Raw genomic sequence first — 22,678 nt, 5'->3', positions numbered from 1 at the left:
CCCGCCGGACTGCTGCCGCGTGCGGGTTACAGCACCTCGAACAGCCCGGCCGCGCCCATGCCGCCGCCGATGCACATGGTCACGACGACGTGCTTAGCGCCGCGCCGTTTTCCTTCCAGCAGCGCGTGGCCGGTCAGCCGCGCGCCGCTCATACCGTACGGGTGCCCGACGGAGATGCTGCCGCCGTTGACGTTGTACTTCGCCGGATCGATGCCCAGACGGTCGCGGCAGTACAGCGCCTGCACCGCGAAGGCCTCGTTCAGCTCCCACAGGTCGATGTCGTCCACGCTCAGGCCATGGCGCTTCAGCAGTTTGGGCACCGCGAACACCGGGCCGATACCCATCTCGTCCGGATCGCAGCCCGCGATGGCAAAGCCCTTGAACAGCCCCAGGGGTTCCAGGCCACGCTCACGCGCCACGTCGGCGTTCATCACCACCACGGCCGCCGCGCCGTCGCTGAGCTGGGACGCGTTGCCGGCGGTAATCACGCCACCCTCGAATACGGGCTTGAGCTTGGTGAGGCCCTCCAGTGTGGTGTCCGGGCGGTTGCCCTCGTCCAGCGTACGCGTGACCTGCTGATCGCTGACCTCGCCGGTCGCCTTGTCCTGCACCTTCATGCTGGCCGTCATGGGCACGATCTCGTGGTCGAACTTGCCGGCCTGCTGCGCCGCCGCCGTCCGCTGCTGGCTCTGGAGCGCGTACTCGTCCTGCTGCTCGCGCGTGATGCCGTAGCGCCGCGCCACGATCTCCGCCGTTTCCAGCATGGGCATGTAGATCGCGGGCTTGTGCTCCATCAGCCACTCGCCGCGCAGCCGGTACTTGTTCGCGTGCTCGTTCTGCGTCAGGGTAATGCTCTCCAGGCCGCCCGCCACGAAGATGTCACCCTGACCGGCCATTACGTGGTTCGCCGCCAGCGCGATGGTGTTCAGCCCGCTGGAGCAGAAGCGGTTCACGGTCACGCCGCTGACGGTCACGGGGAACCCGGCGCGCAGGGCGATCTGCCGCGCGATGTTGCTGCCGGTCGCGCCTTCCGGATTGCCGGCGCCCATGATCACGTCCTCGACCTCGGCGGGATCGACCCCGGCGCGCTGGACGGCGTGCGTGACGGCGTGGGCACCCAGATCGGAGCCGTGCGTGTCGTTCAGAAAGCCCCGGTACGCCTTACCGATGGGCGTGCGGGCAGTGGAGACGATGACTGCTTCGGGCATGTAGAACTCCTTGAGGAAAGGCTTGTATTGCAGTATTCGACAAACTTCTATGTAGCGTCCTGCCGTTTCGATGTTCTCGGTTCATCAACCCAGCCATATTGTTTGTAGATCATCCACATGCCGTCGAGGGTGTCTGCAGCCATTTCAAGGTCAAGCTCACTATCCTCGTCAAGCATTCCGGGTTCCAGAGCTTCAAGCGCACGACGAACTCGCATGCGCAGTAGGGCAAGTGAGTCACCCTGAATTGAAATACTTGGATTCCCCCGATCCGTCCTCTGGAAAACCCAAGAAAACGAGTTGCGAAAGAGAACTTCAACCTCAACCTGTTCGCTCACCCCCTTCCCTTCTCCGCATCCCACTCCGCGAAGGTCTTCCCCTCGTCGGCCAGCTTCTTCAGCAGGGGCGCGGGCGTCTGGCCGTAGCGCTCCAGGTCGGCCACGACGGTCTTCAGGCCCACCTCGTCGGCGTACTGCATGGGGCCGCCGCGGTAGGCGGGGAAGCCGTAACCGTAGATGTAGATCACGTCGATGTCCCCGGCGCGCTGCGCGATGCCCTCCTCGAGGATCTTCGCGCCCTCGTTCACCAGGGAGTACGCGAGGCGGGCCGTGCTCTCCTCGGGCGTGATGGCGCGGGGCGTGATGCCCTTCTCGGCACGGTAGTCCTCGATGAGCCGCTGCATGTCGGCGTTGGGCCTGGGCTTTCTCGTCTCGTCGTAGTCGTAGATGCCGGCGCCGGTCTTCTGGCCCTTGCGGCCCCGCTCGACAATACGGTCGAGCCAGCCGTCGGGGGCAGGCTGCCCGGCGACCCTGGCCTGGTGCTGGCGGATGGCGTAGCCGATGTCCAGGCCGGCCATGTCGCTCATCTGGAAGGGCCCCATGGGCAGGCCAAGCGTGTTCATGGCGGCGTCCACGTCCTCGGGCCGCGCACCTTCCTCCACGATCTTGCGGGCCTCGTCGCCGTAGCGGTGGATCATGCGGTTGCCCACGAAGCCGTCGCACACGCCGACAACCACGCCCACCTTCCCGATGCGCCGGGCCAGGGCCATGCTGGTCGCCAGCACCGAGTCGCTGGTCTTCTCCGCGCGCACGATCTCCAGCAGCTTCATCACGTTCGCCGGGCTGAAGAAGTGCAGGCCGATCACGCTCTCGGGGCGCCGGGTGACGCTGGCGATCTCGTTCACGTCGAGCGTGCTGGTGTTGCTCGCCAGGATCGCGCCGGGCTTGGCGATGGCGTCGAGCTTCGTGAAGATGTCCTTCTTGACGTCCATGTTCTCGAACACGGCCTCGATGACGATATCCGCGTCCTTCAGGGCAGTCATGTCCAGGCTGGGCGTGAGCAGTGCCATACGCGTCTCGACGTCCGCCTGGGTGAGGCGGCCCTTCTTCGCAGTGGCCTCGTAGTTGCGGCGGATCACGCCCAGGCCCCGGTCGAGCGCGTCCTGGGTGGTCTCCACGATGGTGACGGGAATGCCGGCGTTCAGGAAGTTCATGGCGATGCCGCCGCCCATGGTGCCGGCCCCGATCACGCCGGCCGATCGGATCTCGGTGGTGGGTGTGTCCTTCGTGATGCCGGGAATCTTCGCGCTCTCGCGTTCCGCGAAGAAGATGTGACGCAGGGCGCGGGATTGCGGCGAGTCCTTGGCCTGCATGAACCGGCCCGCCTCGGCGGCCCAGCCCTCTTGGAAGGGCACGGTGGCGGCCAGTTCCGCGAGGTCGATGATCAGCGACGGCGAGAGCTGTCCGCGGTGCGTCTTCTTGATGCCCCCGCGGGCGGCGGCGAAGACCTCTGGACTGGCGCCCGGCACGGCGCGCTCGCTGATGCGCGGCAGGGGGCGGGCGTCGGCCAGCTCGCGGGCGAACTCGACGGCTCCGCTCAGGAGGTCACCGTCGACGATGCGGTCGATCAGGCCGAGCTGAGACGCCTCGGTGGCCCGGATGGGCGTGCCCGACAGCATCATGTCCAGCGCCTTCTGCGCGCCGACCACGCGGGGCAATCTCTGCGTGCCGCCCGCACCCGGCAGGACGCCGAGCTTCACCTCCGGCAGGCCGAGCTGCGCGCCCGGCACGGCCACACGGTATGTGCAGCCCATGGCGAGTTCTAGGCCGCCGCCGAGCGCGGTGCCGTGGATGGCGGCGACCGTGGGCTTGGGGAAGGCGTCGAGCGCCTCGATGGTGCCGCGCAGGTCCGGGGCCTGCTCACGGGGCAGGTTGAAGGTCTTGATGTCCGCCCCGGCGACGAAGGTGCGTCCAGCGCCGATGATCACGACCGCCCTGACGGTGTCGTCGGCCGCGGCGGCGTCCAGGCCGGCTTTCAGGCCCTCGGGCACGCCGGGCGAGAAGGCGTTGACGGGCGGGTTGTTGATGGTCAGGACGAGGATATCGCCGTCGCGGGACTGGTCAACGATGCTCACGGATGGGGCCTCCTGGGGGCGGGTGGCGGGAACTGGGTTGCGGTAGCGGCCCCAGCTTTCCACGATTTCTGGACCCGGTCAAACACGTCCGCGTTCATGATGTACGTCCGCGTCCACTTTACGGCCGAGCGGGTATGCTGCCCCCATGACCGACACGATGACGGCGGTGGTGGTGGAGCGGCTCGGCCCGCCCGACGTGATGGAACTGCGCGACGTGCCCGTGCCGGTCCCCGGTCCCGGCGAGGTCCGGATCGAGGTCGAGGCCGTCGGCATCAACTTCGCGGACGTGCTCGCGGTGGCCGGCGAGTACCTGACGCGCACGAAGGTGCCGTACACGCCCGGCATGGAGTTCGCGGGCATCGTCGAGTCCGTGGGCGAGGGCGTGAGCGGCGTGCAGGTCGGCCAGCGGGTCGCGGCGCTCGGCGGCAGCGGCGCCCTGGCAAAGTATGCGGTCGTGAACGCCGCCGGGCTGATTCCCGTGCCGCAGAGCCTCAGCGGCGCGCAGGCCGCCGCCTTTCCGGTGTCGTACTTCACCGCGTACCACGGCCTGAAGACCCTGGGGCACGGGAGGAGCGGCGAGTGGGTGCTGGTGCAGGCGGCGGCCGGAGCGCTCGGCACGGCCAGCATCCAGCTCGCCAAGGCGATGGGGATGCACGTGGTCGCGATGGCGAGCACCGAGGACAAGCTCCGCATCGCCCGTGACCTCGGCGCGGACGTCACACTGCTCCAGGACGACGAGGAGCGCGTACAGAAGGTGCGCGACGCGGCGGGCGGGCAGGGCGTGCCCCTGATCCTGGAGGTCGTGGGCGGTCGGCGCTTCCAGGAGAGCCTGGACATGGCCGCCAGCCGGGGCCGGATCATCGTGATCGGGAACGCCAGCCGCGAACAGGCGAACCTGCGCCCGGTGGAACTGATGAAGCGGAACCTGACGGTGACGGGCCTGTGGCTGACCAGCCTGATGTTCGACCGCGCCGCGACTGCCGAGGCCGCGCAGGCGCTGACTGGGCTGGTGGGCAGCGGCCAGGTCACGCCGCAGGTCGGGCCGACCTACGCCCTGGCGGACAGCGCCCGCGCATTCCAGGACCTACTCGACCGCAAGACGACCGGCAAGGTGATCATCGAACCCGGACGCTGAGGCCGGTCACGCGCGGCCCCCGAACAGTCACGGCGCGATCATGGCGCGCCGCGCACACTGCCGCCATGACCACCGAGCCCCACTCCAGCCCGGCGTACCGGCCCCGCCACCCGGTCGCGTTCGTCACCTGTCCGGGGACGGATCATGCCGGCGACCTGGGCCGCCCGTCTACGGCACTGGGCGGGGTGCTGGGCGCGTGGCTGCGCCGCCTGCCGCTGCGGGCCAGGGTGACCGGACCGCTGCGCGCAGCGGACAACCCCGAGCGCCCGGCCGGCTGGGTGATCACGCTGCCGGTCACGCCGGACGAGGTGTGCTCCGGGTCGCGCCGCGCCCGGCGGCTCCTGTGGCAGGCGCTGGACCGGGCGCGGGCGCTGGGCGCGCTGACGGTCGGCCTGGGCGGCGGCAGCGCGGCGCTGCTGGGCGGCGAATTGCCGGACGACGTGGGGATCACGACCGGGAGCGCCTTCCGGGCCGTCCTGTGCGTCATGACGGTCCGGCGGCTGCTGGCACACGTCCCGCCGGGCACGCCGGTCGCGGTGGTGGGGGCCGATACGGGGGTGGGCCGCGCCGTGGTCGCGCTGCTTGCGGACCTCTCCCCGTGGCCGCTGCTGCTCGTGGACACGCCCGTGAATGACGTGAGTGCCGGGCCTGGACGTGTGTCCGCCGGGCCGCTCCAGGTGACGGCGGACCTGCGTGACGTGCGCGCCGCCGGGCTGGTCGTGCTGCTGGACGGCGCAGCGCTGGGCGCGGACCACCTCGGCCCGGACGCCCTGGTGTTGGACGACTCGCAGCCGCGTGTGACGCGGCCGGACCTGCTGCTGCGCCGCCCGGATGTCCGGGTGGTGGACGGCGGCGTGGCAGCCGTGCCGGGCGTGTGGCGCCCGGGCGCGCCGCGGGGGCGGGCAGCACGCGCGTGCGCGTGCCTGGCCGAGACACTGCTGCTGGGGCTGGCCGGGCACGAGGGCCACTTCACGCTGGGGCCGCCGCAGTCCGGGCAGGCGCAGCTGATGGTGGAGCTGGCCGCCCGCTTCGGCGCGCTGGGCTTCGGGCCGGCCGCCCCGCGCTCCTTCGGGGAGCCGGTGAACCTCACCCGCCGCTTCGAGCAGGACGCCCCACGCCCCGGAACCCACGCCGGACACAGCGCGGCCAGTGCCGCCCGGCTGCCGTTTCCGCTGGCGGAGCTTACGCCGTGAACAGCCGCAGCAGAGGACGCCACCACGGAATCAGCAGCAGGACCAGCAGCAGCGTCACAGCGGTCCACGTGGTCGCCACCCGGAACTTGCCCTGATCCGTGGGTGCGCGGCGGCTCAGCGCCGAGCCGATGGTGGCGGTGACGGCAGCCAGCACCCCCAGGCCCACGTGCTGCCACGTGAACCCGCTGTTCGGGGCGCCGGCGAACACTGGCGCACGCTGCATGCCCAGGAACGCGAACAGCAGCAGGCCCAGGATCAGCTGCAGGTGCACGGTACCCGTGAACGCCACGACCGGGCGCCGGTCCGCGGCGGTGAAGGGCCGGCGGCCCCCCGCGCCGGGCAGCGTCCGGACCAGCGTCCACACGCCGGTGAGGAGCACCAGCCAGCGGTTGATGTTGTGCAGCGTGAGCAGGATCACATAGACCGTCGCCATGCGCCGAGTGTAGCGGGGCCCTGCCACGCGGCGAGGCCATCCGCCCCGTCCCGGCAGGGCGGTGGTCGTCACGCGGTCAGCAGCGTGGAGACGAGACGGTGCAGGGCTGTCAGGACCGCCCGGCTTTTCAGGCACGCCACCAGGGCGCGGGTCGCGTGGTGCTCGTCTCCGCTCAGGCCGTCCTGCAGGTGAGCGCGCACCGTCTGGTCCAGGCGCCCCTGCACGTACAGCAGGTCGCGGATCACGTCGTCGGCGGGCACCACGCGGCGGATCACCCCGGCCGTATCCACCACCTGAAGCGCGGGACGGCCCCGGTCGTCCACGGTGGCCACGGCGCGCAGCGGCTGCCCGGCGCGGCGGCTGACCACCTCCAGCGTGTCCTGCACAGCCGGGATCAGGTTTACAGCCAGCGAGCGGCCCAGCAGGATCACGCGCTCCTGACCGTCCAGCGTGACATGCAGCGTCTGCGCCAGTTCGCGCGCCACGCGGTCGCCCTCGGTCAGCAGGGCCTGACGGTGTGCGGCGTCGCCCGTCATCCCGTCTGACGGGTCCAGAGCAGCGGGGCGCGGCACCGGACGTTCTCCCGTCGCCGCCGGCCGGTCGTCACGGAGACTCGCCCGGCTCTCAGAACACGACCGTCTTGTTGCCGTACACGAGCACGCGGTCATCCACATGCGCCTTCACGGCGCGGGCCAGCACCTGTCGCTCGACGTCGCGGCCCATGCGCATCAGCGAGTCCGGCGTCTCGCGGTGCGTGACCGGGATGACGTCCTGCGCGATGATCGGCCCGGCGTCCAGCTCCTCGGTGACGTAGTGGCTGGTCGCGCCGATCAGTTTCACGCCGCGGTTGAAGGCCGCGCGGTACGGGTTGGCGCCGATGAAGGCCGGCAGGAACGAGTGGTGGATGTTGATCACGGGCCGCCCGAAGCCCGTCAGGAAGTCCCCGGACAGGATCTGCATGTAGCGCGCCAGCACCGCGAAGTCCGCGCCGGCCGCGTGCATCAGCCGCACCTGCTCGGCCTCGGCCTCGGCCTTGGTCTCCCTGGTGACCGGCACCACGTGGAAGGGAATGCCGAACATCTCCGCGTCACGGCGCAGGTCGTCGTGGTTGGAGATGATCACGGGGATCTCGACGTGCAGTTCGCCCCGGCGTTTGCGCCACAGCAGGTCCAGGAAGCAGTGGTCGTAGCGGCTGACCAGGATCGCCATGCGCTTGGGCTGCGCGCGGTAGCCCAGCGTCCAGTCCATGGCGAAGGGTTCGGCCACCACCTGCGCGAAGGCCCGCTCAAAGGGCTCGCGCGCCAGGTCCAGGCCGTCGAGGTGGAACTCCATGCGCATGAAAAACGTCCCGCCCACAGGATCGGTGCTGTGCTGGTCACTGTGGATGATGTTCGCGCCGTGGGCGAACAGGAACTGCGACACGGCCGCCACGATGCCCTGCCGGTCGGGGCAGGTGATCGTGAGCGTGGCCGTGTTGAGGGGGTCGGGCATGGAGGGAGCGGACGGTCCGGTCATCCCCAGAGCATACGCAGCCCGCGGGGATCAGGCCTGGCGCGGCGCCGGCTGCCCGGCCACGATGCGGTCGATCACGGCGCGCATCGCCAGTTCGAACTCGGCGGCGTAGGGGTCCGGCGCGGGCACGCCGGCCTCGTCGGTCGCGCTGGACCCGGCGAATTCCTCTGCGACGTGCTGCCAGCCGATCGCCAGGGCGTACAGGTGGCGCAGGATCTGCAGGCTCGCGTCGCGGCTGAACGGCAGGTGCGTGACCAGCAACTGGGTGCGGGCCGTGATGTCACGGCGGAACTCGCGGGTCAGCTCCGGGCGGACATTGCGCTCGAGTACGGTGCCCAGCAGCAGCATCAGGCGGCGCAGCGGCACGACGTCGGAACTGGCGTCCACCAGCGCGTCGGCCACCGCGGAGGGGGTGGTCGGCCGGCGGTCCTGCAACAGCTGGATGGTGTCGGTGATCCACGTCTGCAGGTGCTCGGACACCAGGGCCAGGAACAGCTCCTCCTTGGTGTCGAAGTACAGGTACAGCGTGCCCTTGGCGAGCTGGGCCTCGCGGGCAACATGGTTCATGCTCAGGTCAGTGTAGGTGGACGTGTTCCACAGGCGTTCGGCAGCCCGAAGGATGTCGTCTCGGCGTTGGGTTTTCTCGGCGGCGCTGCGTGCGCGGGCGGGGCGGGTTGGGGCACTTGCCATTAGTGCAAACGATATCTGCGGTCATGTCTGGACCGCTGTGAAGACCTTCACGGACACGCGCTGGCAAGCTCAACAGTAGTATTCCCGGCTCCTGCGGGAACCCCTTCCCCACACCGGCGCTTATAGTCGGCCCTCATCCGGGGCGCATAGGATGCGCTACATATGCCCATCCACGGAGTTGCCTCGTCCCCGCGCCTGCTGGCTGTACTGATGTCCTGCGCCCTGACGGTGGGCGCCCACGCCGGCGCGCAGACCACCCCGGCCGCCACGCCGCCCGCCCAGCCGGCCCAGGCCCCGTCCGCCGCGACCACCCAGGCCGTCAGCGCCGTGGCCGTCGATATCAGCGCGGCGGTCCGCGGCCAGATCGTGGGCTGCCCGGCGGCCCTGAAGCTCAGCCCACGCGCCGTGTGTCTGTACGTGAAGTCGGGCGCGTCCACGCTGCGCCCGCTGATCAAGGGCCGCCTCGCGGCGCGCGCGGCCGGCGAGTGGAAGACCAGCGGCAAGGCCAGCACGCTGCTCGTCACGGCGAAAGTGGGCGATCCGGTCAACGCCTTCGTGCTCCTGAGCGCCCTGGCGGACCAGGAAGCGCTGGTGGTGGTGGACGCCGTGCAGGCCCGCGCGGCGGCTGCCCCCAGCGCCCCCGCCGTTCCCAGCGGCGTGACGCGCGGCCAGCCGTACGTGCTGGGCAGCGATCTGGTGGGCGTGGTGAAGGTGACCAGCCTGGGCGCCGGCAAGTTCCGCCTGAGCGTGGTGGACCAGCCCGCCCTGACCGTGACGGTCGGTCAGCGCAAGGCGCAGCTCGAGGGCGGCTCGGTGGAACTCCCGCTTGCCCCGGCCACCGACGGCAAGAACCTGATCTTCCCGGTCTCGGGGCTGCGCGCCCTGGGCTGCACCGTCACGCCCGCCGGCAAGGACCTGACGGTCGCGTGCGGCACGGACAGCGTGGGCCTGAAGCCGATCGTGTTCTGAGCGCCCGGCCGCCCTCATGAGGCCTTAAGGTCGCGTGAAGCCGCGTGCCCGGCGCAACCCACACGTGCGCGCCTGCGTAATGATGGACGCCGGATCAGGCCGCGCTTCCACGCAGCGGCCCATCACCACGGGCGGCGACCCGGAGCGCCGCGCCCACCCAGGAGGTACCACCATGAGCATCCTTGACCGACTGTCCCGACTGCTGCGCGCCAACGTAAACGACCTGATCTCCCGTGCCGAGGACCCGGCCAAGATCATCGACCAGGCGCTGCGGGACATGCGCGCCGCATACAGCGAGGCGCGCAGCGAGGTGGCCGACGCGATGGCCCAGGCCAGCAAGCTGGAGCGTGAGGCGAACACCAACCGCCGCCTGAGCGACGAATACAGCAAGAAGGCCGAGGAAGCCCTGCGCGGCGGCAACGAGGAGCTCGCCCGTGAAGCCCTGCGCCGCGCGCAGAACAGCAAGGACCTCGCCGCCGGCTTCGACGAGCAGCGCACCGTGCAGACCACGACCATTGACCAACTCAAGACGCAGCTGCGCGCGCTGGAAGCGAAGATCGACGAGATGGAATCCAAGAAGTCCCTGCTGGCGGCCCGGCAGAAGACCGCGCAGGCGGGTGCCACCCTGGACCGCGTGTCGGGCTTCGACAAGGCCGGCGGCGCCATGGACGCCTTCGAGGAGATGGAGCAGAAGGTCGCGGGCATGGAAGACCGCAACCGCGCGTCCCAGGACCTGCGCAAGGAGGGCGACTTCGACGCGCAGCTCAAGGACCTCGGCCGCGACCAGGCCATCGAGGACGCCTTCGCAGCCCTGAAGGCCAAGGTGCAGGGGCCGGCGAACGACCGCTGAGGACCGCTGTTCTGTCACGCCCCCGCCCGCCGGTGGGGGCCGTGTGCTGCCGGAGTGTGGCCGTCGGTCAGGGGGACTTCATGTTTCCTGACAGAATGAACGCGATGTGGCCCCCTAAGCTGTGCCGTATGTCCGGCCCTCCCCCGCTCCTCGCGGCCCTGGCGCTGGCCCTGCTGCTGCCGGCGCTGGGCAGCTGTGCGCCGCGCGCCACGACCACGACGGTCCAGAGTTCCACGCCGGTCACGGGCGTGTCCTTCTACCCGCACGAGGCGGGCCTGACGTGGTCGTACGCGCCGGAGGGAGAGGCGGGCGGCGCGCCCCCGTACGTGCTGCGCGGCCTGGGGGCCACGGTGTACGGCTCGCAGGCCGTGCAGGCCGAGCAGCTGACCGGGCGCGGCGCCGAGCAGACGTGGTACCGCACCTACGACGCGGCCGGCGTGCACCTGTACGGCCTGAACAAGCCGGGCGTGAACGTGCAGCTCACGCCCCCGTGGCTGGAATACCCCGCCGAGAACGCGTGGCGGGTCGGCCTGAGCTGGGAGGGCCAGAGCCAGGTCACCATCCGCGCCGCCGACGGCACCGTGCAGGGTCAGGGCACCCTGACCTACCGCTACCTGGTGCAGGACCGGCGCTCGGTGCAGACGCCGGCCGGCACCTTCGACGTGTGGGTCGTGACCCGTCAGATCAGTGACACGCTGGGCGGGCTGTTCCCCGCCACGCAGCAGGTGTGGTTCACGCCGTTCGTGGGCGAGGTGCGCACGCCCGAGGGCCTGCTGCTCACCGCCCGCAACTTTGCCGCCCGCCCCGGAGGCCAACCATGACATCCCACGACCTCATGCCCGTTCCCCAGCGGCTGCTGGACACCGTCGACACGCCCGACGACCTGAAGACCCTGCGGCGCGACCAGCTCCCGCAGCTCGCCCAGGAACTGCGGGACGAGATCGTCCGCGTGTGCTCGGTCGGCGGACTGCACCTGGCGTCGTCGCTGGGCGCCACCGACCTGATCGTGGCGCTGCACTACGTCCTGAACTCGCCGCGCGACCGCATCCTGTTCGACGTCGGGCACCAGGCGTACGCGCACAAGATGCTCACCGGCCGCCGCGACCGCATGCCCACCGTGAAGAAGGAGGGCGGGCTGTCTGGCTTCACCAAGGTCAGCGAGTCCGAACACGACGCGATCACGGTCGGGCACGCCAGCACGTCCCTGGCGAACGCGCTGGGCATGGCGATGGCCCGCGACGCGCTGGGGCAGGACTACCACGTGGCCGCCGTGATCGGGGACGGCTCGCTGACGGGGGGCATGGCGCTGGCCGCGCTGAACACGATCGGGGACAAGCAGCGCAAGATGCTGATCGTCCTGAACGACAACGAGATGAGTATCAGCGAGAACGTGGGCGCGCTGAACAAGTTCATGCGCGGCCTGCAGGTGCAGAAGTGGTTCCAGGAAGGTGAGGGCGCCGGCAAGAAGGCGGTGCAGGCGGTCAGCCGGCCACTGGCGAATTTCATGAGCCGCGCCAAGAGCAGCACCCGGCACTTCTTCGACCCGGCCAGCGTGAACCCCTTCGCGGCCATGGGCGTGCGCTACGTGGGGCCGGTGGACGGCCACAACGTGCAGGAACTCGTGTGGCTGCTCGAACGCCTGGTGGAACTCGACGGGCCGACCATCCTGCACGTGGTCACCAAGAAGGGCAAGGGCCTGAGCTACGCCGAGGCCGATCCCATCTACTGGCACGGTCCGGGCAAGTTTGACCCGGACACCGGCGACTTCGCGCCCAGCAGCGCGTACTCGTGGAGCAACGCCTTCGGAGACGCCGTGACGGAACTCGCCCGGCTCGACCCGCGCACCTTCGTGATCACGCCCGCCATGCGCGAGGGCAGCGGCCTGGTCGGGTACAGCAAGGCCCACCCGCACCGGTACCTGGACGTCGGCATCGCCGAGGAGGTCGCGGTCACCGCCGCCGCCGGCATGGCGCTGCAGGGCCTGCGGCCCATCGTGGCGATCTACTCCACGTTCCTGCAGCGTGCCTACGACCAGGTGCTACACGACGTCGCCATCGAGCACCTGAACGTCACCTTTGCCATCGACCGCGCGGGCATCGTCGGCGCGGACGGCGCCACGCACAACGGCGTCTTCGACCTGAGCTTCCTGCGCTCGATTCCCGGCGTGCGCATCGGCCTGCCGAAGGACGCCACCGAACTGCGCGGCATGCTCAAGTACGCCCAGGAACACGACGGCCCCTACGCCATCCGCTACCCCCGCGGCACCACCGAGCGCGTCCCCGAGGGCACGTGGCCGGCCCTGGAGTGGGGCACGTGGGAGCGCGTCAAGGGCGGGGACGACGTGGTGATCCTCGCCGGCGGCAAGGCCCTCGACTACGCCCTCAAGGCGACCGGGGACCTCGGCGGCGTGGGCGTCGTGAACGCCCGCTTCGTGAAACCGCTCGACGAGGCCATGCTGCGAGACCTGGCCAGGACGGCCCGCGCGATCATCACCGTGGAGGACAACACGGTGGTGGGCGGCTTCGGCAGCGCCGTGCTGGAATTCCTGAACGCCGAGCACCTCGCCGTCCCAGTGCGCGTGCTGGGTATCCCGGACGAGTTCCAGGAGCACGCGACCGTCGAGAGCGTGCACGCCCGCGCGGGCATCGACGCCCAGGCGATCCGCACGGTGCTGGCTGAGCTCGGCGTGGACGTCCCGCTGGGGGTGTAGGCGCCGGTCAGCTCAGCCGTAGCAGATTGCATCCGGTAACAGTGCCGGAGGTGAGGAAGTATGAGGCGACAACCTCATCTACCGTCACGCCATGGGCCAAGGACTTTTCGCGAGGGCAGGCACGCGCCCGACCACCACTTCCGTCGGCGAACGCCCGACTCCGCAACGCTTTCCTCAGCTTGATGCCGTGCGTGGCCTGGCGGCATTCAGCGTCGTGCTGTGGCATTTCGCCCTTCTCTTTGAAGCTGGCACCCCGTTCGACCGTGCAGCCGGATGGGTGCACCTCCTGCGTGTGACCCCACTCAACGTCTTGATCGGCGGTCATCAGGCCGTCCTCGTGTTCTTCATCCTGAGCGGCTTCGTGCTCACACTGATGCTGACCCGGGGCGGCGGCATGCCGTACGGGCCGTACGTGTGGCGCCGCGTGACCCGCCTGTATCTGCCCTACATCACGGTGATCCTGATCGCTGCTGCGCTCAATGTCGAGCTGTACCACGGTCGGCTGCCGGAGTTCGGTCTCTGGATCAATCAGTTCTGGCACCTGCCCATCTCGCTGGGCGTGCTCCTGAACCACGTCGGATTCGTCGGACCCTTCAACACCGATCAATTCGATTACGCGATCTGGTCCCTGGTACACGAGATGAGAATCTCGCTTCTGTTCCCGCTGCTGCTCGCCGCCGTGCTGAAGCTGGGGTGGCGACGGAGCGTGGTGGCCGCCGGCCTCCTCAGCGTGGCCGTCACGCCCCTGTACCACCTGACCATTGCACGGCACCCGAACGTGGCCACCAGCCTGCTCACCCTGCACTACCTGCTGCCCTTCACCGTGGGCACGCTGCTCGCGCTCCATCTGCGTGACGTCCAGCGCTGGTACGCGGCGCGCGGACGGACTGAGCGCGTGGTATTGGCCGTGGCCGCGGTCGTCAGCTACTTCGTCAGTAGTTTGCCCCAGACACTGTGGGGCCTGGACACGCCGATGATCCTGGAGTGGCTCGCCTTGCCCGGCGCGACCCTGCTGCTCGTCTTCGCCCTCGCTTCAGATCGCGTGGGCCGGCTGCTGGCAGTGCAGCCCGCACCCTTTCTCGGCCGCATCTCGTACAGCCTGTACCTCACCCATCCGGTGACGATGCTGGCCACCCTGCACCTGCTCCACGGCCGGCTGCCGGTGGCGCTCCTGCCCGTGATCGGCCTGGCGCTGACCGTGCCCGTGGCCACCCTGGTGTACTGGGCGGTGGAGCAGCCCTCGATCCGCCTCGGCCACCGGGTGGCGGCCTGGACGTCCCGGCGACCTGGCCTTGAAGCCGGCTGAACACCATGGACAGCCGAGTGCACCCGCGCTGACCCAGACATCCGTAGACATCAGAATTCCAGTTCGGCGTGGGAACCTTTAAAGTCCGTGATGATCGAACGCCGCCGCCAGGAGTCGGTCCTCATCGGCGCCAGGAAAGAGAACGAGGCCGTCCACGCGATCTCGAAATGTCGCGCCGTGATCTGCTCTTCCAGCAGCCGGCCGGCGGCGTCGTGGAACGCCAGACCGACATCGCCTGCGATGCACCGCAAGACCTGATCAGTGAAGAGGCCCCCCTAGACAGAGTTCCATAGCCAGCGCCACAGCATCGCGCCAGCCTGACTGTCGTCAGGTAACAGAAACGTCACCTGTTTCGATGGTCCTCGGTGTCCCCGTGGGCCGCGGCTCCATCTGAATGCCATATGGTGATGCCACCGCCGGGGGAGCGCATGAAGGTGCGCTCCATGGTCATTCCCGGATCTGTCCGTCTCCCATCACGACCCACTTGGTGGTGGTCAGTTCACGCAGCGCCATGGGGCCGCGCGCATGGAGCTTCTGGGTGGATATTGCCACCTCGGCGCCCAGGCCCAGCTGACCGCCGTCGTTGAAGCGCGGGCTGGCGTTCACGACCACGGCCGCGGAGTCCACGTCCTGCACGAAGCGCCCGATCTGCGCGGGGTCACGGGACAGGATCACGTCGGTGTGGTTGCCGTGCGCGGCGATGAAATCCAGCGCCTCGTCCAGCCCGGACACGACCTTCACGCTGGCGGTCAGGGCGAGAAATTCCGTGCCGTAATCGCTGTCCTGCGCGGGCTGCGCGGTCAGGCCCGCCGCGTCCAGCACCGCGCGGGACTCCAGGTCCGCCCGCAGACCCACACCGTCCACGATCAGGGCGCGGGCGATCTCGGGCAGCGCGCCCAAAGCTGCGCGGTCGATCAGCAGGGTGTCCAGGGCGTTGCACGCGCTGGGTTTCTGCACCTTGGCGTTGCGGATGATCCGTGCGGCGGTCTGCACATCCTGCGAATCACGGGTGAACGACTGGTCCAGATACAGGTGGACCACGCCGATGCCGCCGACGATGACGGGCACCGTGGCGTTCTCGACGCAGAAGCGGTGCAGGCCCGCGCCGCCGCGCGGAATGATCGCGTCGACCAGATCGTCGAGCTTCAGGAGTTCCAGCACGCGTTCGCGGGCCGGGTCGCGGATCACCTGCACGGCCTCCGGGGGCAGGCCCTGGTCGGCCAAGGCAGCGGCGACGGCGTCGCCCAGCGCGGCGTTGGAGTGGACGGTCTCCTTGCCGCCGCGCAGGATCACGGCGTTGCCGCTCATGATGGCGAGGGCCGCGACGTCCACGGTGACATTCGGGCGCGACTCGTAGATCACGCCCAGCACGCCCAGCGGCACGCGGCGGGTGGACACGCGGATGCCGCTGGGCTGCGCGACCTCGGGCGTGGTCTCCCCCACCGGGTCCGGCAGGCGCGAGACCGCCAGGACGTCGGAGGCAATGGCGTCCAGGGAGCGGCCATCGAGGTTCAGGCGGGCCACCATCGCCTCCGGGAGGCCGCCGGCCAGCGCCGCCTCGACGTCGCGGGCGTTGGCGGTCAGGATCTCGGCGCGGCGGTCATGCAGGGTCTGTGCGATGGCGCGCAGCGCGGCGGCCTTGCGCTCGGTGGGCAGCGAGCGCAGCACCCGGGCGGCGGCGCGGGCCCGCTCGCCCAGCGTCCGGACGCTGAGGGGATGGGTGGGGCGGTCGTCCACAGCCGTCATGCCCAGAGGGTAGCAGCGTGCCCGCGGGCACACCGTGCGCCAGCGTAGGCAGGCGCCGCGGTAGAGCTCAGGTGGCGCGGGACGGCAGGGCCATCAGCGCGCGGGCCAGCGCTTCCGGGTTGTGCCGGGCCTGACCCGGCTGGAGCAGCGGCAGCTGCGTGACCCGGCTGCGCAGGTCGTGGCTGGCGCCGTGCAGGTCGAGCAGGTGGGCGCCGGCGTCGGCGTAGCGGCGCATCACGTCGTCTGGCGGGCTCTCGCTGTTCACCAGCACGCGGTCCGGCATGCGGCCCAGGTGCGCGGTGATGGCCTGCACGTGGTCCTCCAGGGTCAGGTTGTCGGTCTCGCCAGGTTCGGTCATCAGGCTCGCGACGTACACCAGCGGCGCCGCGGACTGCCGGATGGCATGCGCGATCTCCGGCACCAGCAGCGCCGGGATGATCGACGTGAACAGGCTGCCAGGCCCCAGCACGATCTGCCCGGCCTCGCGGACGGCGTCCAGCACGTCGGGCAGCGCGGGCAGGTCCGGCGGGTCGAGGCGAACGCGCGTGATGCGGGCGTTCCCCACCTGCGCGGCGAAGGAACTCTCGCCGCGGATCTCGCGGCCGTCGCTGAGCGAGGCGACCAGCGTGGTCGGGTGGGTGGACGCCGGGTACACGCGCCCGCGGATGCGCAGCACCTCGTGGATGTCCTTCATGGCCTCGCCCAGCCCGCCCTGTTCCTCGGAGAGCGTAGCGAGCATCAGGTTGCCGAAGGTGTGCCCGGAGATGCCGTCGCCGCGCTGGAAACGGTGCAGCAGCAATCTGGCCATGACCGGGCTGTCGCTCAGGGCGGCGTAGCAGTCGGTCAGGTCGCCCGGCGCGATCATCTGCAGCGATTCGCGCAGCCGGCCGCTGGACCCGCCGTCGTCCGAGACGGCCACGACCGCCGTGATGTTGCTGGAGTAGCTGCGCAGGCCGCTGAGCAGGTTCGACAGCCCGGTGCCGCCGCCCACCGCCACCAGGCGCGGGCCGCGCGACAGGTTGCGCTGCTCCAGGATCATGTCCACCGCCTGCCCGGGCAGCGTGCCGGTGCCGCCCAACATGCTGCGGTTGAGCATGAAGATGCTCCACAGGGCGCCCAGCAGCGCCAGCGTCGTGACGCTGATGCCCGCCACGTACAGCGGCAGCACCTCCGGCGCGATCAGGGCATTGAGCCACAGGATCCACTTCGTGGCGATGAAGTGCAGCGGGCCGGTCCACGTGAAATGCAAGAAGCCCACCGCGCCCACGAAGGTGCAGATCATGAACAGCGCCAGCCAGCGCTTGACGCCGATACCGGGGGCCAGCCACACGCGCGCGCGGCGCCGGACGTGCTCGCCGCGCGCGCGGGCTTCCACTCGGAAGGCGCTCTCGCGGCTGGCCGGCGGGTCGCTCAAGTCAGGTCCTCGCGCATGTCACGGTGGTCGGTGACCTGTGGGTTGAGGTCGGCGAGATCCTGTGTCAGCCGGGCGGCGACGGCCACGCTGCGGTGCTGCCCGCCGGTGCAGCCGATCCCGACGCTGTAGCCGTGGCGTCCGGCCGCGCGGGCACGTTCGGCCGCGGTGCGCACGAAGTCCCGCAGGCTGGCGTAGAAGGCCTCGGACTCCTCGCCCTCGAAGGCGTACGCGGCGACCGCCGGGTCCAGGCCCGTCTTCGGGCGCAGCTCGGGGTCGTAGTAGGGATTGGGGAGCGTGCGGACGTCCAGCACCAGGTCCACGTCGCGCGGCGGGGCGTGCTTGAACCCGAAGGACATCAGCCGCAGCCGGAAGTCGTGGTCGAGCTTGAGCAGGCTGAGCACCCGTGCCTGGAGGTCCTTCGCGCTCAGCGTGGTCGTGTCGATCACGGTGTCGGCCAGAGCCCTCAGGGGCGCCAGCAGGTCGCGTTCGCGGGCGACGTCCACCAGCAGCGTGTCGCCCAGCGGGTGCTCGCGCCGCGTGAAGTTGAAGCGCTTGATCAGCACCTCGGCCTCGGCCTCCAGGTACAGGACGCGCAGGTTTTCCTCGCGGCGCGACAGCCGGGCGTAGCTGTCCTCCAGGGCGCTCAGGAACTCGCGCGTGCGGGCGTCGGTGGTCACGGCGATGCGCCGCAGGCCGCGCGCGCGCGCCAGGTCGTGCAGGGTGCCCCACAGCTCCGGCGGGAGGTTGTCCGTGGTGAAGAATCCGGCGTCCTCCAGGGCGCGCAGCACCGTGCTCTTGCCGCTGCCCGACAGGCCGGACACCACCACGAATGGCATGGCGCCAGTGTACGCTCCCGGCCCGCTCCCGCCCGGAGGGGGGCTCACCGGACCTTGGTGCCGCTGGGGAGATCGAGCGTCAGGCCCACCAGGTCGAGGTTCCCGGCGTCGTCCTCGGCGGCGAGGATCATGCCCTGCGACTCGATGCCGCGCAGCTTGGCGGGCTTCAGGTTGGCGACCAGAATGACCTTGCGGCCCACCAGCGCCTCCGGCTCGAACCACTGCCGGATGCCGCTCACCACCGTGCGCGTCTCGTCCCCGAGCTTCACGGTGAGTTTCAGCAGCTTGTCCGCCTTGGCGACAGCCTCCGCGGCGACGACCTCCGCGACGCGCAGGTCAATGCGGGCGAACTCGTCGATGGAAATCAGGGGCCCGGTGTCTGCGGGCGTGGCGCTGGCGACCGGGGCAGCAGGCGGCGTGGCGGCGGGTGGGGTCACGGCGGGGCTCTCCTTGCGGGGGGCGGGCGTGGCGGGCGCCGGCACCTCGCCGGTCGCCTCGGGTTTGGGGAAGAGGATCGCGCCGCCCAGCACCTTCGTGCCGGCGGGCGTGAGGCCCCACGCGCCGTGCAGGGCGTAGGTCTGGCCGCCCAGGCCGAGTTGCGCGCGCAGTTCGCGCGCCTTGACCGGAATCACGGCCTCCAGCGCCACCGACGCGACCCGCAGGCCCTCGGCAGCGGTGTACAGCACGGTATCCAGGCGGCGCTGCGTCTCCTCGCTCTTGGCCAGGTTCCACGGCGCGCTCTCCGCGATGTAGCGGTTGAGGTCGCGCACGAAGTTCATGGCGGCCTCCAGGGCCATGTTGATCTTCAGGTCGTCCACCAGCGCCAGGATCTGGCCGGGCAGCGCGAGCGCGGCGGCCTCGATCTCGCGTTCGCGGTCCGCGAAGTCGTGCGCAGCGGGAATCACGCCGCCGCGGTATTTCTGGATCATGCTGACGGTCCGCGACAGCAGGTTCCCGAGGTCGTTGGCGAGGTCACTGTTCAGCCGCGCGACCAGGATGCCCTCGCCGTAGGGGCTGTCGGCGCTCAGGGACGCCTCGCGCAGGATGGTGTAGCGGACCGCGTCTACCGGGTGGCTGCGCACGAGCTGTTCCGGGTCGATGGCGTTGCCCAGCGACTTGCCCATCTTGCGGCCGTCCTCCGCGAGGATGTGGCTGTGCACGACCAGGCGGGAGTACACCGGCAGCCCGGCGGCATGCAGCATGGTGGGCCAGAACACCGCGTGCGGCTTGAGGATGTCCTTGCCGATCACGTGCCACGCCCGGCCGCTGACCGTGGCCGGGTCGGCGCCCTGGCTGACCAGCGGCGTGAGGTAACTCAGCAGCGCGTCGAACCACACGTACGTCACGTGGTCCGCGTCCCACGGCAGCTCGATGCCCCACGGCACGCGCGACTTGGGCCGGCTGATGCTGAGGTCGCCGATGGGCTCGCGCAGCATCTCCAGCACCTCGTTGCGGTAGCCGGCGGGCTGGATCAGGTCCGGGTGGTCCAGCAGGTAGGTCCGCAGCCAGTCCTGGTACTTCCCCATGCGGAAGAAGTAGTTCGCCTCGCGCCGCCGTTCCGGGGCGTCCTTGTCGCCGGGGTAGCGGAACACGCCGTCCGGCCCCTCGACGAGTTCCTTTTCCGTCACGTAGCGCTCGGCACCCACCGAGTACAGGCCCTCGTACTCGTCGAAGTAGATGTCGCCGTTATCGTACACACGCTGGAGGATCTGCTGGACGAACTTCTTGTGGCGCCCTTCGGTGGTGCGGATGAAGTGGTCCTGGCTGATCTCCAGCCGCTTCCACAGCCCCTGGAACGCGCGCTCCGAGAGGTCGTCCACGAGTTCCTGGGGCGTCACGCCGGCTTTCGCGGCGGCCTTGCTGATCTTCTCGCCGTGCTCGTCGGTGCCCATCACAAACGTGACGTCGCGGCCGGCGAGGCGCTGGTAGCGGGCGATGGCGTCGCCCAGGATCTTCTCGTACACGTGCCCGATGTGCGGGGCGCCGTTGGCGTAGTCGATCGCGGTGGTGATGAAAAAGTCGCTGGTCTGGTCGCTCATGAAGTCCGTCCTTTCCGGCCCTTGCCCTGATGGGAGGCACGCCGGCAACCCCCACAGGATACGCACTGGGTGCCGGGTGGCGTCAGGGACACGCTGAACCGCAGAGAGGGGTCAAAGAAAGGAGCGCATCCGCCAGAGATGCGCCCCGCCGCCCACCGGTCAGTCTCAGGCGTGCCGGGGCATTCGCATGGACGGGTGCGGGGAGCGGGTCATGGTCCCAGTGTACGGGACGATGTCGGGGAACACATGTGCTTTATGGCCTGTTCCGGTTGATTTTTCAAAGCTACCCTGCTCGGCATGACGTCGCGCGCCCCTGCCCTCGCGGATCACCCGGCGGTTTCTGCCCGGACCGCTCCCCTGCCCGACCGCCTGACCCAGGCCACCATCCTGCTGCTGTCCGCGCTGACCATCATGTCCGGCGCGACCATCGCCCCCGCGCTGCCCGCCATGCAGGCACACTTCGCCAGCACGCCACACGCGGCGCTGCTGGTCAAGCTCTCGCTGACCATCGTGGGCCTGGTTATCGCCATCAGCGCCCCCCTGAGCGGCGCGCTGGCCGACCGCCACGGCCGGCGCCCGGTGCTGCTGTGGTCGCTGGCGCTGTACGCCGTGGGCGGCGCGAGCGGGCTGGTCGCCATGACGCTGGGCGGCGTGCTGGTCGGGCGCGTGGTGCTGGGCCTCGCGGTGGCCGGCACCATGACGGCTGCCGGCGCGCTGGTGAACGACCTGTTCAGCGGCCCCGCGCGCGGACGCTTCCTGAGCCAGCAGGCGGCGTTCTCCAGCTTCGGCGGCGCGCTGCTGTTCCCCATCGGAGGCGTGCTCGCCGCGCAGTCGTGGCGAGCACCCTTCGGGCTGTACCTGCTGGCCGCGCTGCTGCTGCCGCTGGTGTGGAGATTGCCGCGCGGCGTCCCGGCCGAGGTCGAGACCGCCGAGGGGAGCAGCGCGGCGCCGCGCTGGGGAGCGGTCGGGGTGGTGTACGCGCTGGCGCTGGGCTACATGGTCGTCTTCTACCTGATGCCCGCCCAGGGCCCCTTCCTGCTGCGCACCCTGGGCGCGGCGCCCGCGATGATCGGGGTGCTGCTCGGCACCTTCGCGCTCACGTCCGCCGTGACCTCGCTGGCGTATGCGCGGGCCGCGGGCCGCTTCGATCCCCGGCGCGTCGCGGCGCTGGGCTTCGCGCTGGTCGCCGGGGGCTGGGCCGTCGTGGCGTCCGCGCCTGCCCTGCCGGCGGTGGTCGTGGGCCTGATCCTGGCTGGTCTGGGCGGCGGGCTGGTGTTCCCGAACCTGTACACGTGGCTGGCCGACCTGACGCCGCCCGCGTGGCGGGGCCGGGTGACGGCCGGCATGAGCAGCGCCGTGTTCATGGGCCAGTTCCTCAGCCCGCTGCTGCTCGCGTCGCCGGCCGGGCACGAGGCGCACGGCTTCGTGTGGGGCGCCGCCGCGGCTGTGGTGATGGCCGCCGCCCTGCTGGCGCTCAGCGCCCGTCAGGCGATCCGGCCCGTCTAGGCGCCGGCGACCGTGGATGTGGGGGGACGTTCCCCTCACCTCCACGCTCAGTGCCGGGACGACGGCCACGGCGCACCGCCGCGCCCGCCGTCAGAGCGTCAGGCCCAGGGTGATGCCGCCGCCCTGGCGTTCCAGTTCCCGGAAACCCAGGTGACGGTAGAAGCCCTGCGCGCGGACATTGCGTTCGCCCACGCCGAGGTGCACGCCGGGCACGCCCGCGTCCCGCAGCGCCGCGAACAGCCGCTCCATCAGCGCCCGGCCATTGCCGCCGCCCTGCATGCGGGGCAGCAGGTCGATGTGCAGGTGCGCGGGGTACGCGTCGGCCACATCCCCGATCCGGCGGGTGCGGTCGTGGATGATCGCCATGATCCGCTGGTCCGGCGTGCGCTCGGCGCGGGGAATTCCGGCCGGATCCGGGTACTGGGCGCGCAGGGCCGGCCACCACTCGCGTTCCAGCGTGGCCTCGAAGGCGCGCGAGTCCGGCGCACCGATCACGTAGCCGCCCACGCCCTGCTCGTCTTCCAGCACGAAGGCGTAGTCCGGGGCGTGCGACAGGTACGGGCCGGCGTACACGTGGCCCAGGATCAGGGGATCGGCGTACAGGCCGGTGGCGTCCTCGCCGCTGTCGCCGGTCTCCAGACAGATGGTGTACAGGGCGTCCCGGTCGGACTCGCAGGCGGGGCGGATGGTGGGCATGCGGGCAGTATGGCGGAATCTGCCC

The 22,678-nt window shown here is 70.3% G+C and carries 21 protein-coding genes; 8 read left to right on the top strand and 13 right to left on the bottom strand.

Annotation, left to right across the window (positions count from 1 at the left end):
• Positions 1-26: 26 nt before the first annotated feature.
• The 3 genes from HNQ07_RS01350 to HNQ07_RS01340 are packed head-to-tail and all read right to left on the bottom strand — an operon-like array spanning position 27 to position 3,618.
• Positions 27-1,208: an acetyl-CoA C-acyltransferase gene (locus tag HNQ07_RS01350; RefSeq protein ID WP_184109094.1), complete on the bottom strand. Its 1,182-nt coding sequence runs from the start codon at positions 1,206-1,208 to the stop codon at positions 27-29.
• A 47-nt stretch (positions 1,209-1,255) separates the two neighbouring features.
• The gene (locus tag HNQ07_RS01345; protein ID WP_184109092.1) at positions 1,256-1,543 is read right to left on the bottom strand and encodes a DUF6959 family protein; all 288 of its coding nucleotides are present in this window, start codon (positions 1,541-1,543) and stop codon (positions 1,256-1,258) included.
• Complete coding sequence (locus HNQ07_RS01340; protein WP_184109090.1) at positions 1,540-3,618, bottom strand: 3-hydroxyacyl-CoA dehydrogenase NAD-binding domain-containing protein; 2,079 nt, start codon at positions 3,616-3,618, stop codon at positions 1,540-1,542. The genes HNQ07_RS01345 and HNQ07_RS01340 overlap by 4 nt, the downstream gene beginning before the upstream one ends.
• Positions 3,619-3,763: 145 nt before the next feature.
• Between HNQ07_RS01340 and HNQ07_RS01335 the strand changes: the two genes are divergently transcribed.
• Together HNQ07_RS01335 and HNQ07_RS01330 are read left to right on the top strand one after the other, a co-directional pair.
• On the top strand, positions 3,764-4,753 hold the full coding sequence (locus HNQ07_RS01335) for an NADPH:quinone oxidoreductase family protein (protein ID WP_184109088.1): 990 nt from the start codon (positions 3,764-3,766) through the stop codon (positions 4,751-4,753).
• Between the two features lie 65 nt (positions 4,754-4,818).
• Entirely contained in the window at positions 4,819-5,946 is a 1,128-nt protein-coding gene (locus tag HNQ07_RS01330; protein ID WP_184109086.1) for a semialdehyde dehydrogenase, read from the top strand.
• Here the strand turns inward: HNQ07_RS01330 and HNQ07_RS01325 are convergent.
• From HNQ07_RS01325 to HNQ07_RS01310, 4 genes are all read right to left on the bottom strand, one after another.
• Positions 5,936-6,379: a hypothetical protein gene (locus tag HNQ07_RS01325; RefSeq protein ID WP_184109084.1), complete on the bottom strand. Its 444-nt coding sequence runs from the start codon at positions 6,377-6,379 to the stop codon at positions 5,936-5,938. The two genes, HNQ07_RS01330 and HNQ07_RS01325, sit on opposite strands and share 11 nt — an antisense overlap.
• Before the next feature lie 68 nt (positions 6,380-6,447).
• Positions 6,448-6,915: a hypothetical protein gene (locus HNQ07_RS01320; RefSeq protein WP_184109082.1), complete on the bottom strand. Its 468-nt coding sequence runs from the start codon at positions 6,913-6,915 to the stop codon at positions 6,448-6,450.
• A gap of 88 nt (positions 6,916-7,003) precedes the next feature.
• A complete protein-coding gene (gene purU, locus HNQ07_RS01315; RefSeq protein ID WP_184109080.1) occupies positions 7,004-7,894 on the bottom strand; it encodes a formyltetrahydrofolate deformylase in 891 nt (296 codons plus the stop codon).
• A gap of 27 nt (positions 7,895-7,921) precedes the next feature.
• Complete coding sequence (locus tag HNQ07_RS01310; protein ID WP_229831798.1) at positions 7,922-8,458, bottom strand: TetR/AcrR family transcriptional regulator; 537 nt, start codon at positions 8,456-8,458, stop codon at positions 7,922-7,924.
• 285 nt (positions 8,459-8,743) lie between these two features.
• Here HNQ07_RS01310 and HNQ07_RS01305 point away from each other — a divergent pair, with 285 nt between their 5' ends.
• From HNQ07_RS01305 to HNQ07_RS01285, 5 genes are all read left to right on the top strand, one after another.
• Positions 8,744-9,550, top strand: a complete 807-nt coding sequence (locus tag HNQ07_RS01305; protein ID WP_221274665.1) for a hypothetical protein — start codon at positions 8,744-8,746, stop codon at positions 9,548-9,550.
• A gap of 172 nt (positions 9,551-9,722) precedes the next feature.
• Positions 9,723-10,400, top strand: a complete 678-nt coding sequence (locus HNQ07_RS01300) for a PspA/IM30 family protein (protein WP_184109076.1) — start codon at positions 9,723-9,725, stop codon at positions 10,398-10,400.
• A gap of 128 nt (positions 10,401-10,528) precedes the next feature.
• The gene (locus tag HNQ07_RS01295) at positions 10,529-11,221 is read left to right on the top strand and encodes a hypothetical protein (RefSeq protein WP_184109074.1); all 693 of its coding nucleotides are present in this window, start codon (positions 10,529-10,531) and stop codon (positions 11,219-11,221) included.
• Positions 11,218-13,110 carry a 1-deoxy-D-xylulose-5-phosphate synthase gene (gene dxs / locus HNQ07_RS01290; RefSeq protein WP_229831799.1) on the top strand — a complete coding sequence of 631 codons (1,893 nt, stop codon included), beginning with the start codon at positions 11,218-11,220 and terminating at the stop codon, positions 13,108-13,110. The genes HNQ07_RS01295 and dxs overlap by 4 nt, the downstream gene beginning before the upstream one ends.
• Before the next feature lie 91 nt (positions 13,111-13,201).
• A complete protein-coding gene (locus HNQ07_RS01285) occupies positions 13,202-14,416 on the top strand; it encodes an acyltransferase family protein (protein WP_184109072.1) in 1,215 nt (404 codons plus the stop codon).
• Positions 14,417-14,466: 50 nt separating this feature from the next.
• Here HNQ07_RS01285 and HNQ07_RS01280 read toward each other — a convergent pair whose 3' ends face one another.
• The 5 genes from HNQ07_RS01280 to metG all read right to left on the bottom strand — a co-directional run bounded on the left by HNQ07_RS01280 (position 14,467) and on the right by metG (position 20,451).
• Positions 14,467-14,667: a hypothetical protein gene (locus HNQ07_RS01280; protein WP_184109070.1), complete on the bottom strand. Its 201-nt coding sequence runs from the start codon at positions 14,665-14,667 to the stop codon at positions 14,467-14,469.
• A 196-nt stretch (positions 14,668-14,863) separates the two neighbouring features.
• Positions 14,864-16,162 (bottom strand): glutamate-5-semialdehyde dehydrogenase, encoded by a 1,299-nt coding sequence (locus tag HNQ07_RS01275; RefSeq protein WP_184109068.1) that lies wholly within the window; start codon positions 16,160-16,162, stop codon positions 14,864-14,866.
• 67 nt (positions 16,163-16,229) lie between these two features.
• Positions 16,230-17,576 carry a gluconeogenesis factor YvcK family protein gene (locus HNQ07_RS01270; RefSeq protein ID WP_308430865.1) on the bottom strand — a complete coding sequence of 449 codons (1,347 nt, stop codon included), beginning with the start codon at positions 17,574-17,576 and terminating at the stop codon, positions 16,230-16,232.
• The gene (gene rapZ, locus HNQ07_RS01265) at positions 17,573-18,412 is read right to left on the bottom strand and encodes an RNase adapter RapZ (RefSeq protein WP_184109066.1); all 840 of its coding nucleotides are present in this window, start codon (positions 18,410-18,412) and stop codon (positions 17,573-17,575) included. Before rapZ ends, HNQ07_RS01270 begins: the two co-directional genes overlap by 4 nt.
• Before the next feature lie 44 nt (positions 18,413-18,456).
• The gene (metG, locus tag HNQ07_RS01260) at positions 18,457-20,451 is read right to left on the bottom strand and encodes a methionine--tRNA ligase (RefSeq protein WP_184109064.1); all 1,995 of its coding nucleotides are present in this window, start codon (positions 20,449-20,451) and stop codon (positions 18,457-18,459) included.
• Between the two features lie 297 nt (positions 20,452-20,748).
• Here metG and HNQ07_RS01255 point away from each other — a divergent pair, with 297 nt between their 5' ends.
• On the top strand, positions 20,749-21,957 hold the full coding sequence (locus HNQ07_RS01255) for an MFS transporter (RefSeq protein ID WP_184109062.1): 1,209 nt from the start codon (positions 20,749-20,751) through the stop codon (positions 21,955-21,957).
• Positions 21,958-22,047: 90 nt separating this feature from the next.
• On the opposite strand, the gene HNQ07_RS01250 is transcribed toward HNQ07_RS01255, so the two are convergent.
• Positions 22,048-22,653 (bottom strand): GNAT family N-acetyltransferase, encoded by a 606-nt coding sequence (locus HNQ07_RS01250; protein ID WP_184109060.1) that lies wholly within the window; start codon positions 22,651-22,653, stop codon positions 22,048-22,050.
• Between the last annotated feature and the right edge of the window lie 25 nt (positions 22,654-22,678).

It is taken from the genome of Deinococcus metalli (assembly GCF_014201805.1).
GTDB lineage: Bacteria > Deinococcota > Deinococci > Deinococcales > Deinococcaceae > Deinococcus > Deinococcus metalli.
Note: the sequence above shows the minus strand (reverse complement) of the source record. Positions and strands in the feature narration are given on the sequence as shown.

Excerpts from the sequence above, each read along its gene's own strand:
- HNQ07_RS01295 (WP_184109074.1), top strand. The coding sequence starts at position 10,529 with ATGTCCGGCCCTCCCCCGCTCCTCGCGGCCCTGGCGCTGGCCCTGCTG.
- HNQ07_RS01310 (WP_229831798.1), bottom strand. The coding sequence starts at position 8,458 with ATGAACCATGTTGCCCGCGAGGCCCAGCTCGCCAAGGGCACGCTGTAC.
- dxs (WP_229831799.1), top strand. The coding sequence starts at position 11,218 with ATGACATCCCACGACCTCATGCCCGTTCCCCAGCGGCTGCTGGACACC.
- HNQ07_RS01300 (WP_184109076.1), top strand. The coding sequence starts at position 9,723 with ATGAGCATCCTTGACCGACTGTCCCGACTGCTGCGCGCCAACGTAAAC.
- HNQ07_RS01250 (WP_184109060.1), bottom strand. The coding sequence starts at position 22,653 with ATGCCCACCATCCGCCCCGCCTGCGAGTCCGACCGGGACGCCCTGTAC.
- HNQ07_RS01325 (WP_184109084.1), bottom strand. The coding sequence starts at position 6,379 with ATGGCGACGGTCTATGTGATCCTGCTCACGCTGCACAACATCAACCGC.
- HNQ07_RS01320 (WP_184109082.1), bottom strand. The coding sequence starts at position 6,915 with ATGACGGGCGACGCCGCACACCGTCAGGCCCTGCTGACCGAGGGCGAC.
- metG (WP_184109064.1), bottom strand. The coding sequence starts at position 20,451 with ATGAGCGACCAGACCAGCGACTTTTTCATCACCACCGCGATCGACTAC.
- HNQ07_RS01255 (WP_184109062.1), top strand. The coding sequence starts at position 20,749 with ATGACGTCGCGCGCCCCTGCCCTCGCGGATCACCCGGCGGTTTCTGCC.
- HNQ07_RS01335 (WP_184109088.1), top strand. The coding sequence starts at position 3,764 with ATGACCGACACGATGACGGCGGTGGTGGTGGAGCGGCTCGGCCCGCCC.
- HNQ07_RS01305 (WP_221274665.1), top strand. The coding sequence starts at position 8,744 with ATGCCCATCCACGGAGTTGCCTCGTCCCCGCGCCTGCTGGCTGTACTG.
- HNQ07_RS01350 (WP_184109094.1), bottom strand. The coding sequence starts at position 1,208 with ATGCCCGAAGCAGTCATCGTCTCCACTGCCCGCACGCCCATCGGTAAG.
- HNQ07_RS01330 (WP_184109086.1), top strand. The coding sequence starts at position 4,819 with ATGACCACCGAGCCCCACTCCAGCCCGGCGTACCGGCCCCGCCACCCG.
- purU (WP_184109080.1), bottom strand. The coding sequence starts at position 7,894 with ATGACCGGACCGTCCGCTCCCTCCATGCCCGACCCCCTCAACACGGCC.
- rapZ (WP_184109066.1), bottom strand. The coding sequence starts at position 18,412 with ATGCCATTCGTGGTGGTGTCCGGCCTGTCGGGCAGCGGCAAGAGCACG.
- HNQ07_RS01275 (WP_184109068.1), bottom strand. The coding sequence starts at position 16,162 with ATGACGGCTGTGGACGACCGCCCCACCCATCCCCTCAGCGTCCGGACG.
- HNQ07_RS01285 (WP_184109072.1), top strand. The coding sequence starts at position 13,202 with ATGGGCCAAGGACTTTTCGCGAGGGCAGGCACGCGCCCGACCACCACT.